This window comes from Robertmurraya siralis (assembly GCF_005502275.1).
GTDB lineage: Bacteria > Bacillota > Bacilli > Bacillales > Cytobacillaceae > Robertmurraya > Robertmurraya siralis.
On sequence record NZ_SWLZ01000002.1, the window covers coordinates 216,591 to 230,809 of the forward strand.

Consider the following 14,219-nt stretch of genomic DNA (forward strand, 5'->3'; position numbering starts at 1 on the left):
AAAAACACTCGGCCCAAAAAGGATACGAGTGTTCTTAAAATTTTCAGTTATCCATTCACTTTCAACTTCTTTTTAAACTTCGTTGCAAATACTTCTAAAAGGATGGCCACAGCTAGAATAAAGAAGGTAATCGTTCCGATTTCTCTAATATCTAAATAGAAATTGCTCGCCATGAACATGTCAAAACCGATTCCTCCTGCTCCAGCTGCCGCTCCCATTGCAATGGCAACAGCAAAGTTAATTTCAAAGCGTAGGAATGTCCATGAAATCATATAAGTAAGGGAAGACGGAATCACTGCTTGAAATATGATTTGCCAAAAGTTTGCTCCACTTGCCTGCAAAGCTTCAATCACTCCCTTATCCAATTCCTCAAATGACTCTGAATAGGCCTTCACTAAATAACTGACAGAGTGAAACGTCATTCCAATGACAGCTGCCACACTGCCAAGACCAGCCGCAACAGCAAAAATTAAAACCCAAAGAACAGTCGGAACTGCTCTAATAAAGGCAACAGCTCCTTTAATAACAGCTGATACACGTTTGGATGTTAAATTTTCGGCTGCCAATAAACCAAGGAAAACCGCAATTATGGCACCGAATAATGTCGTTAAAAAGGCGAGCCCTAATGTCACAAACACCTGATGGAGGGCATGAGTAAAGGTGAAATGCTTAAAATGCGGTTCCAAAAACATCGCTTTCATGTTCGCAAATGTGGCCAGCATCGCCTCTCCAATATCAAGCTCCTTGTAATCAAAGTTAAAAAAGGCAATTATCGTTAATAATACTAAGAAAAACATGGTAATGCGAATGACGATCGTTGATTTCGTCAAAGTTTTAATTTTAATTCGTTTTGTTGATTTTGAATTAAGCAATTGCTCTCCGGTGACGACTTGCTCATTTGCCTCCATTATAAAATCACCCTCCTTACATAATTAGATATTGATTCAATGAAGAGAATGGCGACGATAATGGTGATGACAACAAGTGAAGCAATATCGTAATTTAAGCTTTTGTAATATAAATTGAAAGTAAAACCGATCCCGGAACCAGTCAGGAGACCGATTAATGTGGCACTTCGAATATTGGTTTCAATCATAAAGAGGACCCAGCTAATCATCTGCGGAACACTTGATGGAATAACCGACTGAAAGATGATGGAGAAATAGCTAGCCCCAGTCGCCCTCAATGCTTCGACCGATCCGCCGCTCGCTTCATCTATCGTTTCCACAAAAGCTCTGGTCAAAAAGCCGAAAGAACCAAAGAATAATGCAAAATAACCCGTCAATGAACTTTGTCCAAAAGAAAAGAGTAAGATCATCGCCCAAGCAGCGACATCTATATTACGAAAAACGGTGGCAATTCCTCGACTTATACTTCCAAAAAAAGCGTTCACGCGAGTCGTATTCGAGCCCATAACCGCAAAAAATAAAGCAAAACTGGCTCCAACCGTAGTGGCAGCGATCGACACTAACAAAGTTTCCAGCAAGCTATTCAAAATTCCCGGCAGCCTTGATAACGATTCCTGCGTTGGATAAAAGTTGCCTAAAGCCCAAGTAACAGCCCGTGGTAGAGATTCAAAGCCTTTGACCAAATTATATTCCGTAATCACAATGGCACCGAACGTAATTGCCCCTAGAATCAGCAAAAATCCGAGCGAATTCCTTCTTTTTTTTGCAAAAAAATCAGCTTGCATGGATGCCTCCTATATCAAAAATCAGATCCTCAGCTTCCGAACCGTATATACGCTGAATATCTTCTTTTGTAATATCCTTCGAGCTCCCATTGAAGACGACCTGACCTTGATTTATTCCGATAATCTTATCGGAATACTTTAAAGCAACATCTACTTGGTGTAAATTAACAATCACTGTAATCCCCATTTGCGACGAAATCGTACGAAGATGATCCATAATCGTTTTGGCTGAGTTCGGATCTAAAGAAGCAATAGGTTCATCGCACAAAAGCATCCGAGGATTTTGAATTAGTGCGCGAGCAATGCCAACACGCTGCTTTTGACCACCGCTTAACTGATCTGCCCGCTTATAAATATGCTCTCCCAAACCAAGCATGGATAAAATTCGAACTGCCTGCTCCCTCTCTGCTTGATTATAAAGACCAAGAACACCAGCAATCGTTGATTTTTTTCCTAAAATTCCGTGTAGTGTATTCTCAATCACACTTAAACGATTGACTAAATTATAGTGTTGAAAAATCATGCCGATTCTTGTCCGAACCATTTTCAATTCTTTCTTCTTCAAGTTCATCACATTCATGTTATCAAAGGTTATTTCTCCGCCTGTTGCATCAATCATTCGATTGATACAGCGAAGGAGAGTTGACTTCCCCGCTCCAGATGGACCGATGATCGATACAAACTCTCCTTCATTGACGGTAAAGTTAACATCTGATAACGCCTTGGAATCATTTCCAAATTGCTTGGATACATGATTGACTTCTAATAAGGCTGTCATAGATTAACTCTCCTTATTCATATGATTATTTTGAAAGCTCACGAATCGGGTTAAACCAAGCATCCTCTACTTCCACTAAACGTTCGTCAGCTGTCTTACTAAATAATCCTGAGAACTCAGAATCCTCTGGTACAAACACTTTTTCATTATTGGCAATATCATCTGAAGTCATGATCTCAAGAAGCTGCTTTCGAAGATCATCACTAATGTTTTCCGTGTTAATGGCAAATGGGGCATTTAAAACCGGTGTAACAGAGATTAAAATAAATTCTTTTCCTGCCACTGTGTTAAATGGCTCAGCTGCATCGTCTTTTACTCGGTAAATCGCACCTGGACGATTCTCTTCTCCCTCAACAAGCTCTACATAGTTGTTCACACAAGTATCACAGAAAGCCGCAACATCCGCTTTTCCTGATAAAAGGTTAACCGCAGAACCTTGGTGAGAGCCTCCGTACAAAACTTCACTAAAGAATTTGTCTGAGCCGCCTTCTAATAGGTCATCAGCAGTTAAATCACTAAATTCCGCTTTTTCACTGAAATAATCAACAATTCCAGTTGAAGGAACTTTAAAACCTGATGTGGAGCTATTCGATACGAACGAGAATTTCTTCCCTTGAATACTGTCAATCGCAAAATCTGCACCATCTTTATATTGATCTGCATTATCGACTTCAACCGCTAACCAGCTATAGTAAACTGCATCATCTAAAGTACCGGAGGCACCTGTTGGAACCACCAATGGCTGAACTTTATCATTTTTGTTATTTGCTTCTATATAACCTTGAGCTCCTAAGAAAGCCATATCTGCATTTCCATTCGCAATCGCTTCAATTGCAACGATATAATCTGTTGTCGTTTGATGTTTGACCGTTTTTCCTGTTTTCTCTTCAATGACCTTACCAATTTCATCACGAGCCTCTGTCAAATCCGCACCAGATTCATTTGGCAACCATGCAATCGTAAGCTCGTCTTTATCTGATCCTCCAGAATTTGTTGAAGAGGAACAACCAGCAATGAATAGAATGACGAAAGATAGTAATAACAAAAACGATTTCTTCATTTTAAATCTCCTCACCTTTTAATTTATTTCCCTTATATACTATATCTAGTAAATGTCAATCTACCATTAACGCAATATTATGAATTGTTAAGAATCAGTAAAGCTAGCATGTAAGAAAATTCCGTTTTCCATGTTGTATTCCCGATCACATAGATCGTTCATAAATTCCAGATCGTGGAAAATGCCGAGCATCGTCGTACCTTCTTTTATTAATTGTTCAATAAGCTGCTTTACCTTAAGCTTTGAATCATGATCTAGACTCGCTGTCGGCTCATCTAAAAGAAGAAGGCGTGGCTTTTTCACCATTGCTCTAGCAATATTCAATCTTAATTTTTCGCCACCAGAAAAAGTAGTAGGGTAGCTATCCCATAACTCCTGCGCCAATTCAAAATGAGAGAGGATCTTTTCTGTTTCACTGTCTGCAAACCGTTGCTCTTCATTCATTTCCAAAATTGCCTGTGTTACAAGCTGCCTCGCAGTTGTTCTTGGCATCACATTTAAAAATTGCGAAACGTAACCTATCTCGTGTTTTCGCAAATAGAGCATTTGCCGCTCTGTCGCTTTCGCTAAATTGATAGCTCCAAACTTTTCAGAATGATACCAGATACTTCCTTCCTCAATGCGGTAAGTACCATAAATACATTTTAAAATGGTCGATTTCCCACTGCCGCTTTTTCCAGTAATTCCGACAAATTCACCTTCTCTTAGCTCTATCGCCACCTGACTTACAGCACGAATATGCTTGCCCAGATTGTGAAGTTTAAAAGACTTCGATAATCCTTGAATTTTTAATATAGATCCCACCCGCTTTCATCCTTCCTTCTTAAATCCGGTAATTTGTTTTTTGAATTAGTTTACCGTCAACAAAGACGCTTGTAATAACAGGAAAATCATCCGATATTTTTTCAATAATTAATAGATCAGCCTTTTTCCCTTCACAAAGGGAGCCGATGTCATGATCCATTTTGACTGCCTTGGCAGGATTAATTGTAACTAGCTTCATCATGTCTGCTAAATCGAGCCCATTTTTATCTACTAAAGTAAAGATAGAATGGAGCATCGCTGCTGGATAATAGTCACTGCATAAAATATCAATTGCTTGCTCGTGAATTGCTTCAGCTGCCCCTAAGTTCCCACTGTGAGAGCCTCCTAACAGCACATTGGGAGCTCCAGCAATGGTAAACATGCCGAGTTCCTTAGCCCTTTTCGCCACCTCGAGTGTAATCGGAAACTCGCTAATGCTAGTGCCAAAGCTATGAACGAGCTCTACTTTTTCAATCGTATCGTCGTCATGGGAAGCAACGGCAATCTGATGCTTGTGGGCGAGCTTGGCAATTTCCTTAATGTCTTCAATCGACAGCTTTTCCTTCGTCTGATGATTACGAATTAGCACATCAATCGATGTATCACTAAGGCTGTTATAGCCTCGCACTGTTTTGCGGTAAACCTCTAAATGACGATATTGTCCCTGACCTGGAGTATGATCCATAAACGATACTAAGTGAACTTTATTCTCGGTAATATAGTGTTTTAGATTGGCAATTTCCTCAACATTATCAATCTCAAATCGGGCATGAAAACGATGACGTACAAGATGCTTTGTATGGTGACTCCTCTCAATTAAATCGATAAATTTACGAACGTTGTGAGGCTCACGAATTGGCTTATAATCATAATCCGAACCTTTATAAAGAGAAAGGGAATGAAACATCGTTGTGATTCCATGGGTGATTAGCTCCTTTTCCGATTCTCGCAAACTTAAGTCAAAGTTCATTAGCGAAGTCGGCCGTGGAGCCGCCATATGTTCAATATAATCTGAATGGATGTCAATAAAACCTGGTGACACATAACCGCCACCTGCATCAATAATTTCAAGCCCTTCCAGAAACTTAATTTCTCCTCTTGGAGCAATCTTAGCGATCCGATCTTCCTCTATTAATAAATCATAGCCATGTAACACCGTTTCTTCGGTGATCAATCGACCGTTTGTGATGACGTACAAAATCCTTCCTCCTTAACATCCAAATTTTTCTACCTCTAAAGCAAGGAATGAACAAGCTGCTGTGTATATGGCTGCTGTGGATCCTCTAAAATCTGATCCGTGAGTCCTTGCTCGATCACTTTTCCTTCTAGCATCACAAGTGTCCGATCGGCAAGCATGCGGATAACGCCTAAATCATGGGAGACGAGAACAATACTAATGCCAAGCTCTCGTTGCAAACTTTTAATTAAATCGAGAACACTCGCTTGAACAGAAAGGTCAAGTCCTGTTGTAACTTCATCTAACAAAAGTAATGGCGGATGATTGGAAAGGGCTTTCGCAATTTGAACACGTTGCTGCATACCACCAGAGAAATTTTTCGGCGCTTCTTTTCTGCGGTGCACGGGGATGTGGACTTTATTCAACAGTTCAGTTCCTCTGCTTTCCATCATCCCAACATGGTTATTGCCGGCAGCTATCAGCTTTTCTGCTATATTGCCAATCGAGGAAAAATTCATCCGTAAACCTAATAATGGATTTTGATAGACCTTCCCCATAATATGATTGCGAATATAGCGTTGCTGCTGGGAAGATTCTTGAAATAAATTCTTCTCCCCATTTTCATAGTCACTAACGTATGCCTCACCACTCGTCACTTCCTGATCAAAGTAAAGACATTGCATTAATGTTGATTTCCCACTGCCGCTTTCACCGACAATTCCTAAAACCTCTCCTGGAAAAACATCAAAGGAAACATTGCGACAGGCGTATACCGTTCCGCAAACTTGACAATAGTTTTTTACAAGACTGGAAGATTCCCCACCTCGACACTTTAAACAGCCTGGCCCATATTGCTTATTCAAATTTTTCACCGATAAAACCGGCACCTCAAAATCTGTCATTTATTTCACTCCAACGGAATTTAATTTTTCGAGACAATTGCTCGTGTCATTACATTGATAAACGGTTTCATCCGTTAATTCATCCACAAGCTCATCCAAAAAGACGTCAGTCTGCCCGCATATGCGGCAATGTTTATCAGCAAAAATTTCCGCTTGAAATAGGTAGTCCTCAAAATCTAGTGAAACCACCTTTGTATATGGAGGAACAGCGTATACCTTCTTTTCACGTCCTGCTCCTAACAAGATCAAAGCCTCATTTGCATTCATTTTTGGATTATCAAAACGGGGAATTGGACTAGGCGCCATCACATAGCGATCATGAACAAGAACTGGATGATCGGCACCTGTTGCCATACCCCCATATTTCATAATCTGTTCAAACAGCATCAGCCATGCTCCACTATATTCTTTTTCCGCATGGAGCTTTTTTGTTTCCGTTTCACTTGGCTCATAATAGCGTAGCGGCTCCGGCAACGGAACCTGCAAAACCAGGATTTGCTCCTTTGTTAAAGGCACCTCAGGAATGCGGTGCCTTGATTGAATCAAGGTCGCCTTAGAAGTGTGCTCGGTTACCTCCACTCCTGTCGTATTGGAAACAAGCTTCTTTATATTGACGGCATTAACCGATTCGTCTGAACCTTGATCGATTACCTTTAGAACATCTTTCATTCCTATTAATGAAAGTGTTAATTGCAGACCACCGGTTCCCCAGCCTCTGCCAATTGGCATCTCTCTTGAGGCAAACGGAACTTGATAGCCAGGAATGGCGATCGCCTTAAGAGTCGCTCTACGAATCTCTCGTTTTGAGCCCTCATCAAAAAAAGCGAAATTATAGGTTGTATTCACCCGTTCTTCACCTCTTCTCTTGCTGCTTTTCTCGTTTTTCTCACACTGTCCAATTTTGATTGGAAGGTTACATAATGGGGCATCTTCAAATGTGAAATAAAGCCTGTTGATTCAACAGAATCAATATGATAGAGCACAAATTCTTCATTATGACTTGGAAATTCTAAATTTGGGTGCTCAAGACAATGATCCAGAATCCCCATTGCAATTGCTTTTGTTTCATTTTGTCCTAAGCACAGACCATAGCCGATTTCGAACTCCATCTCTTTTTTCCCATACTCTTTTTCAACAGTGAAGGGCATAAGCATTTCTACTTCCGTGGCCTTAACGCCCCCAATATAATAGTCATTTTCCACATCATTCTCCTCCGAGGCTGGAGGAGCAACTGTTACAGGCAGCTTCCCCACTCGCAGTTCCCCTACTGTTGGATGCAAATCACCATAGCCACGAATAACCGCATAAGCAAACGACGTCACAGCCCCCGTTTGTCCTCTCGTTAACACCTGTAACCGTTGGCTTCGAGTCGAAGGGAATTCAAGGCTTTCTCGCGTCACATCATCCGGCTCTCGATCGTTGTTTTCACATGGAGAAATGAGACCTTCTTTTCGTAAGTAATCAAGCACTTTTGGCAGTTTCAGTTCTCCTGATAGCTCCTGATCAGATTTTTCGGATAGATAATGATGCAACCATTCTTGAACACTATTATCCGTTTCAGTCATTAATTGAAAATCAAGAAGCCTGTGTGTATAATCAGTTGTTGCTCCGAGAATTTGTCCACCGGGAATATCTTTAAAACTGGCGGAAATGCGGCGCTCCACTTTCATATCCTGGGACTCTATTACCTTTGAATAATGCTTTCTTGGAACGGTTGAGCGAAATGCCCTTAATAAAAAGACCGCTTCCTCTGGATTTCCTTCAGCCTGCTTAATGGCTAGAGCTGCAAGCGCTTCGTCGTAAAGGCTGCTTTCAGACATAACCTGATCGATAAGTCCACGCATTCCTGCTTGTATTCTTCCCACTTCAATCGTTTGCCCTCGTTGGATCCGTTCATATTTGAGGCGCTTTATCGATTCCTCAATCGCAAGTGTGCCACCCTTAACTGCTACATATCCCATTAAACAATCACCCTATTTATCGTAATTTGTGTTGTTCGCGGCAACGCAAGAAGCTGTTGGCGACGATCGATAAACATTAAATCCACTCCAAGTGGATACTCCTTGTTTTTCACTTGACGCTCTGCCAGCCACTCGCTTTCCGTCTCCACATGGACTTGCTCTTCGCTTTGAATGCCTGGCCCCGTTAACTTCAATGTTGAGGTATTGGTAATTTCATCAACTTCCGCAAAAATCGTTGCAGAATCATGCGGATTTTTTAATGTGCCATGTTTAGCTCTTTCAATGGCGCCCTTTAAGGCAGTTTTCTCTGCATCCGCCAAAACAAAGATGTAGTCTGCTTCCTCTATAGCAGCTGGTCGCGCATTTGTATACTGATGGATCAATTTTGAAATCGCTGCTTCTCTTTTTGAGAAAACTTTAAATGTTACTTCTTGATCAAATAACGTGAACGCCAAGAGAAGAAATGGCCTTGCCTCGTTCTCCTCAATTAAGGCCGCTTCCTTCGATAAATCAGCCAATTGCCCAGGTCTTGCCATCGCATCAACAAGCTTCCGATACACTGTTTGAATATCGTGAACCATATCTAGCTTCACCTTCTATTCCTCCTTATGAAACATCCATCGTTTCAAATTGAACCTTTGTTTTCAATATTGACTGGTCTTCTAACTTTCTCGCCTTTAAAATCTTTTCTTCCTCACTTTCTAAAAGCTTGCTCCATTCGTCAGTTTCTGCTAATTGTGCTTCAATGGCAGCATCGATAATAGCTAATTTATAAGCAAGGTCCTGTTGGTCGCCAATAACAATGCCCATTCCAACCACCCCTTCTACCTGAACCTTGCACTCCGTCACAAAAGCCTCTCCTAGATAAAATAGTGATTTCTTTGAGGTCTCTCTCACTTTCATCATCACTAAACCATGCTCTGGCTCTTGAATCACCTTTACCCGATAGTTGTCAGCAATGGTTTGAGCCAGTTGTTCTACTAGCGTTCGAGAGCCATTGATTAAGATTTCCGTTCTTCGTCTTCTTTTCATCTCAGGGCCTCCGTCTATGTATTGATTTCACATCTTAAATCTACCTTGTTGCCAAGTAAGTGAACGTAAAAGAATCATAAAGTTTGTATTGGTTTTGTAAAAAGCGTTACATACAACTCTTTTACCAGCTAATGCTAGCTCAGAGATTTTTGGAAAGTCAGTTGTCGGAGATTGCGGGAGTTTTGGTTGGGATTGCACTGGTCTATGTATTGACTACGTGCATTTTCACGGGGGAGGATTCACGTTTGCGCTGGAATTGCGCGGGTTTCTGTGTTGATTGCGCTTGTTTTTGCATTAATTGCGCCGATTTCCACTTGGATTGCCCACGTTTCCACATTGATTGCGCCGATTTCCGCATTATTGCGAAATATTGACTCGGTTGCGTGGAGCTGCATTCGCATTGCGCGCATTTCCGCATTAAGTGGCATAATCTCATTCTTTCTTTGCAGTTAAGGCTTAGAACCATATTTGCGAAACGACTTATCCGAACGCTATCAGATTTCACATACTCTGATTCGCGGTAGAAAATAACATTAATATTCATCCGAAAAAAGGCAGCATCGTTGCTTACATTGATCTTGAATCTGTCGAGCAGCTTATTTTCTTAAGAAGTAGATTGGAACAAGAAATTACGGGGGAAAAAAGGACCATCTTCCATTAAAGGGGTTGAATGAATTAAAAACAATTCTTGCCAAACAAAAAGGATGGTTTAGAGACATTTCTCCAGCTCGATGATGCTTTTCATAAAACTTTATATGATCTTGCCGGGAGAGGATTTCTATGGAATTTAATACAGCTGTTTCAAGTTCACTATATAAGATTCAGACGACTTAATATGCATCGAAAGACAAACTAGCAGAAATCCATAAAGAGCATGAATTGATGATTGGTCTTCTTGTCCTAGGCGAAGCAGAGAAAATTGCTGAGATCGTGCGTCATCACCTATAAGCAGATATAAACTCGCTAGATTTTCAGGAGCACTTTGGCGAGTATATTAAAAATTCCGAGTTTTTTTGACTTAAACCATATACGTCCTGAAAATACGGAGCAATCACCTTGACTGCTCTTTTTTTTGCAAGGAACTTAAATAATATAAGTGAAGCAGTCACTTCTGTAAATATTTTTCGAATACTCCAACACCTGCCCTGTTCTACGATCTATGCAGCCTGATTCTAAGCTTAACAGCGGTACAAGACTAGGGCATTTTAGCAGTTCTCTTTCCTTTTTATTCGGAAAAATGACAGTCAGCTTTGTTTTCAGCGCTTCAAAGTCGCTATAGCCCTGTTTTCGGAAAAATTGAAAAATGGAAGAAATTTCACTCCCTTCCCTTTTAATATTGGCAAAAACAGTTTGAGATAAATAGGAAGTATGCACCGCTATCGGGCAATCTTCTACAATGCGCAAGCGACTGATTTTATATACAACAGCATTTTTTCCAGCATTTAAAGCATGAAATATGGAAGTGTCGTAGGCAATCTCTTCACAAGCAATATTCCTTGTCTCAAAGCGATAATTCAGTTCTTGCATTTTTTCACTAAAGCTTACATCTCCTGTTAAAATGAGAGGAATTTGCAGCTTTTGATTTTGAACATAGCTCCCTTTTCCTTGTTTCGAAAAAATATAACCAAGTTCTTGCAGACGCTCATAAGCTTTACGAACAACGATTCTCGGTACTTGATAATAATCTGCCAATTCATTTTCAGATGGCAGCTTATCATTCGGTTTATAATTTCCTTTTTGTATTTCCGAAATTAATGTATCAACCAATATTGCTTTTTCAGACAATTTGGCATATCCCCCTTTGAACGATCTAAAACGAGTATAACGATTCATTTTAAACTTCGTGTTACGCCCATGTTAATTTTATAAGGTAACTCTCGATAAGAAGCTCTTGTACAAAACAAAGCCCGTCGTTAGTTTATCTGCTCTTTTAAAGGCTTTGCCTGTATTAAAACAAAGATATCTGACCAGTACCGTTCCATATGTTCAACTTGAAGATGTGATTTTTTCATAAGTTCGGGAAAATTCCGATTACAATGACATCCAGAGATTTGTTTATAGACTGGATCTATTATTTTTTGAGCAAGGGAAAGCAACGGATTAGAGCTCAGGCCATGCTCCATCAGCAATACACGTCCTCCCTCACGGCACCAGCGGTTGAATTTTCGTAAAACGGCAATTGGGTCAGTATAGGTACAAAGAGAAAGAGTCGATACGATGCAATCAAAAGAATTATCTGCAAACGATAACTCTTCTAAATCCTTTGTCATAAACTCTGCTTTCACTTGAAACCTGTCTGCAGCTCTTTTTGCACTTTTTATCATCTCTGAACTAAAATCAACACCTGTTATTTCAACATTAGCCTGATTATAATAAGGAAAATTTGCCCCAGCTCCAACTCCCACTTCCAACACTTTTCCGTATGCATTTTTAATCAAGTCTTTTCTCCATCCTGCAATTCTGTGATGATGTTGATTGTTCTCATACATTTTTGCTTGTTTATCAAATTTTTTAATTAACCGATCTTTTTTCATTTGCTCCCACCTTCCATTCGTCCGTATCATTTTAAAAATTTTCAAAAAAATAAATGTGCACTAAGTTGTTGTGGATGGCATCCGTATTAAATAGGAAAAGCCCTAACTAATTAGGGCACACCATTTATTATACTTCACCCATGCTTTTTAATAAATGTCTCCATATCATTGAAATCCTCAAAGTGGGTTTCAAGCTTTTCTCTCGACCAGTTCCACCAAGCAATTTTTAATAGTTTTTCAGATAATTCTTGCGGAAATCTTCGCTTTAACGGTCTCGCTGGTATACCGACAACGATCATATACGGGGCTACATCTTTTGTTACTACCGCCCCAGAGCCAATAACGGCACCTGTTCCGATCTCCACATCCTTCATAATGATCGCCCCATGTCCAATCCAAACATCGTGTCCTATTTTCACTTTTTTGGTACGGCGCCAATCAAAAAAATCCTCATCGTCCTTATCATCAAGGCAATAGGCAATTTTTCGATAAGTCATGTGATGCTGCGATACCCGTTCCATCGGATGTTGGACAGGATTAATGCATACATGAGAGGCAATAGAACAAAATTTCCCTATTTCTGAATAATTAACAGTGACGCCGTCCATCGTATAAGTGTAATCACCAAAAGAAGATTCCACAATCTTATTATTTGCGCCTATTGACGTCCAAGCCCCAGCAAAGCTATCGATAATTTGGCTCGAGGGATCGATACTAGGTGTTGTCGACAATTTCCTTTCTTCGTTAGGCTGATAGATGAAAGGCATATTAAACTTTCAACCTTTCTTTCCGTAATTGTAGAGCATGCAATGTTTCAATGCCCGGACTTTTACTTCCAATCAGAACAGGCTTTTCCCCATACGCCCCATGAAAATCCGAGCCTCCTGTCATAACAAGATCATATTCCCCTGCCAACTGTTTTCCTTGCGCCTCATGCTCTTTATTATGAAGTGGATGCCAGACCTCTATCCCTTCTAGTCCGGCTTCCACCAATTCTGGAACAATTTCAAAATTTCCATATTGGCCTGGGTGGGCTAACACTGGAACACCACCTGCTTGTCGAATCATTTTAACAGCCTCTTTAGCATCAATATATTGCATCGGAATAAATGCAATACCTGGAGGTTTTCTATTAAATATTTTTTTATAAAGTGAACCATAAATAGAGTTCGTATATTTTTTCTCTATTAAAACCTGCATAATGTGCTGTTTGTATACACCCGTTCCTCCACGGGCAATCTCTAAACATCTTTCCCAAGTAATATCATACCCGCTATCTATTAGCCTTTGAACCATTTCCTTTGAAATCTCATGTCTTTGTTCTACCAGTGGACCGCAAACCGCCTCAATCGCTGCATGTCCGGGTTCAATAAAATAGCCCAATATATGAACTCTTCTCTCCCTTTGAAAGTCATAGCCTGACACTTCAATACCCGGAATAATTTCAATTCCATACTTCTTTCCCACTTTTCCCGCTTCTTCCAAACCTTTTGTTGTATCGTGGTTTGTTATCGCCAAATGACTTACATTTTGGAGTAAAGCCAACTCTAAAACTTCCTCAATGGATAGTGGACAATCCGAAATATTGGTATGACAATGAAATTCTACCTTCATGAAGGCTACCTCCTCTATATTTTTAATCTATTTAAACCGCATCCATGTCCCGACATCTTCTTAATTCAAGAATAACTTGGTACCAAGTACAAATGGTTAAGCAGAAGTTAAGTTCTTTTTAAGGGATTGTAAAAAAAGATTTCAATAGATCCTTTCATTTTTAGTTTGTAAAGCTAGAATATAGGCTAATTATGGGTGCTAAGTCTTACCTTATTTGTTGCTAATTTAGGCCGTTTTTACCGGAAATAATTAACAGAAAGTAGCATGGCTTTTTATATTCCATTAATAATCTGGATTTAAACTAAGGTAGTATCAAAAAAATTTACGTAATGAGGTGATTCTTTTGAAGTTCAAGAATTTATCATTAACATTGCTTGCAGCGTTACTTTTCACTGGAGTTCTAACAGGTTGTGCAGACCAAAATGAGGTTGATACAGAGGAGAATGAAACTGAAACACCTGGAGAAACTGAAACCGAAGAAACAAATGAGTAAAATATAAAGTGAGACCTTCCCATATGGAAGCGTCTCGGCCTGTCAACAAACGACATCGAGACCCTCGATGTCGTTTGTAGTTAAAATTCGTTGATTTCCGCTCCAGACACTTGCTTTTCCGGGGAGCATTCACCAATCATATTTGGCTCATTTTTGCTATAAAAGGTTCGT

At 40.0% G+C, this 14,219-nt stretch carries 18 protein-coding genes; 2 read left to right on the plus strand and 16 right to left on the minus strand.

Annotated elements, in window-relative coordinates; genetic code table 11:
* Positions 1-47: 47 nt before the first annotated feature.
* The 12 genes from FCJ93_RS04000 to FCJ93_RS24760 form a co-directional block, all read right to left on the minus strand.
* Complete coding sequence (locus FCJ93_RS04000; protein WP_137742991.1) at positions 48-908, minus strand: PhnE/PtxC family ABC transporter permease; 861 nt, start codon at positions 906-908, stop codon at positions 48-50.
* Entirely contained in the window at positions 908-1,693 is a 786-nt protein-coding gene (locus tag FCJ93_RS04005; protein ID WP_095308827.1) for a PhnE/PtxC family ABC transporter permease, read from the minus strand. Before FCJ93_RS04005 ends, FCJ93_RS04000 begins: the two co-directional genes overlap by 1 nt.
* On the minus strand, positions 1,683-2,471 hold the full coding sequence (gene phnC, locus FCJ93_RS04010) for a phosphonate ABC transporter ATP-binding protein (protein WP_095308829.1): 789 nt from the start codon (positions 2,469-2,471) through the stop codon (positions 1,683-1,685). The genes FCJ93_RS04005 and phnC overlap by 11 nt, the downstream gene beginning before the upstream one ends.
* Before the next feature lie 25 nt (positions 2,472-2,496).
* On the minus strand, positions 2,497-3,531 hold the full coding sequence (gene phnD / locus FCJ93_RS04015) for a phosphate/phosphite/phosphonate ABC transporter substrate-binding protein (protein WP_137742992.1): 1,035 nt from the start codon (positions 3,529-3,531) through the stop codon (positions 2,497-2,499).
* Between the two features lie 87 nt (positions 3,532-3,618).
* Positions 3,619-4,335: a phosphonate C-P lyase system protein PhnL gene (locus FCJ93_RS04020; protein WP_137742993.1), complete on the minus strand. Its 717-nt coding sequence runs from the start codon at positions 4,333-4,335 to the stop codon at positions 3,619-3,621.
* Positions 4,336-4,354: 19 nt separating this feature from the next.
* Entirely contained in the window at positions 4,355-5,533 is a 1,179-nt protein-coding gene (gene phnM / locus FCJ93_RS04025) for a phosphonate metabolism protein PhnM (protein ID WP_137742994.1), read from the minus strand.
* A 35-nt stretch (positions 5,534-5,568) separates the two neighbouring features.
* A complete protein-coding gene (locus FCJ93_RS04030; RefSeq protein WP_095308837.1) occupies positions 5,569-6,414 on the minus strand; it encodes an ATP-binding cassette domain-containing protein in 846 nt (281 codons plus the stop codon).
* Complete coding sequence (locus FCJ93_RS04035) at positions 6,415-7,260, minus strand: alpha-D-ribose 1-methylphosphonate 5-phosphate C-P-lyase PhnJ (RefSeq protein ID WP_095308839.1); 846 nt, start codon at positions 7,258-7,260, stop codon at positions 6,415-6,417. It abuts the gene before it with no gap.
* A complete protein-coding gene (locus tag FCJ93_RS04040; protein WP_095308841.1) occupies positions 7,257-8,375 on the minus strand; it encodes a carbon-phosphorus lyase complex subunit PhnI in 1,119 nt (372 codons plus the stop codon). The genes FCJ93_RS04035 and FCJ93_RS04040 overlap by 4 nt, the downstream gene beginning before the upstream one ends.
* Positions 8,375-8,968 carry a phosphonate C-P lyase system protein PhnH gene (gene phnH, locus FCJ93_RS04045; protein ID WP_095308843.1) on the minus strand — a complete coding sequence of 198 codons (594 nt, stop codon included), beginning with the start codon at positions 8,966-8,968 and terminating at the stop codon, positions 8,375-8,377. The genes FCJ93_RS04040 and phnH overlap by 1 nt, the downstream gene beginning before the upstream one ends.
* A gap of 13 nt (positions 8,969-8,981) precedes the next feature.
* Entirely contained in the window at positions 8,982-9,407 is a 426-nt protein-coding gene (phnG, locus tag FCJ93_RS04050) for a phosphonate C-P lyase system protein PhnG (RefSeq protein WP_095308845.1), read from the minus strand.
* A 239-nt stretch (positions 9,408-9,646) separates the two neighbouring features.
* A complete protein-coding gene (locus tag FCJ93_RS24760; RefSeq protein WP_170211194.1) occupies positions 9,647-9,835 on the minus strand; it encodes a hypothetical protein in 189 nt (62 codons plus the stop codon).
* Positions 9,836-10,095: 260 nt separating this feature from the next.
* Between FCJ93_RS24760 and FCJ93_RS25360 the strand changes: the two genes are divergently transcribed.
* Entirely contained in the window at positions 10,096-10,263 is a 168-nt protein-coding gene (locus FCJ93_RS25360; RefSeq protein WP_235879407.1) for an FCD domain-containing protein, read from the plus strand.
* 227 nt (positions 10,264-10,490) lie between these two features.
* On the opposite strand, the gene FCJ93_RS04060 is transcribed toward FCJ93_RS25360, so the two are convergent.
* From FCJ93_RS04060 to FCJ93_RS04075, 4 genes are all read right to left on the minus strand, one after another.
* On the minus strand, positions 10,491-11,192 hold the full coding sequence (locus tag FCJ93_RS04060) for a GntR family transcriptional regulator (RefSeq protein WP_095308847.1): 702 nt from the start codon (positions 11,190-11,192) through the stop codon (positions 10,491-10,493).
* Between the two features lie 128 nt (positions 11,193-11,320).
* Positions 11,321-11,941, minus strand: coding sequence for a class I SAM-dependent methyltransferase (locus tag FCJ93_RS04065; protein WP_137742995.1), 621 nt, complete (start codon positions 11,939-11,941; stop codon positions 11,321-11,323).
* A 134-nt stretch (positions 11,942-12,075) separates the two neighbouring features.
* The gene (locus tag FCJ93_RS04070; protein ID WP_137742996.1) at positions 12,076-12,708 is read right to left on the minus strand and encodes an LbetaH domain-containing protein; all 633 of its coding nucleotides are present in this window, start codon (positions 12,706-12,708) and stop codon (positions 12,076-12,078) included.
* Position 12,709: 1 nt separating this feature from the next.
* The gene (locus FCJ93_RS04075) at positions 12,710-13,555 is read right to left on the minus strand and encodes a PHP domain-containing protein (protein WP_095308852.1); all 846 of its coding nucleotides are present in this window, start codon (positions 13,553-13,555) and stop codon (positions 12,710-12,712) included.
* 343 nt (positions 13,556-13,898) lie between these two features.
* On the opposite strand from FCJ93_RS04075, the gene FCJ93_RS24765 reads away from it, so the two are divergent.
* Entirely contained in the window at positions 13,899-14,048 is a 150-nt protein-coding gene (locus FCJ93_RS24765) for a hypothetical protein (RefSeq protein ID WP_170211201.1), read from the plus strand.
* The last annotated feature ends 171 nt before the right edge of the window (positions 14,049-14,219 follow it).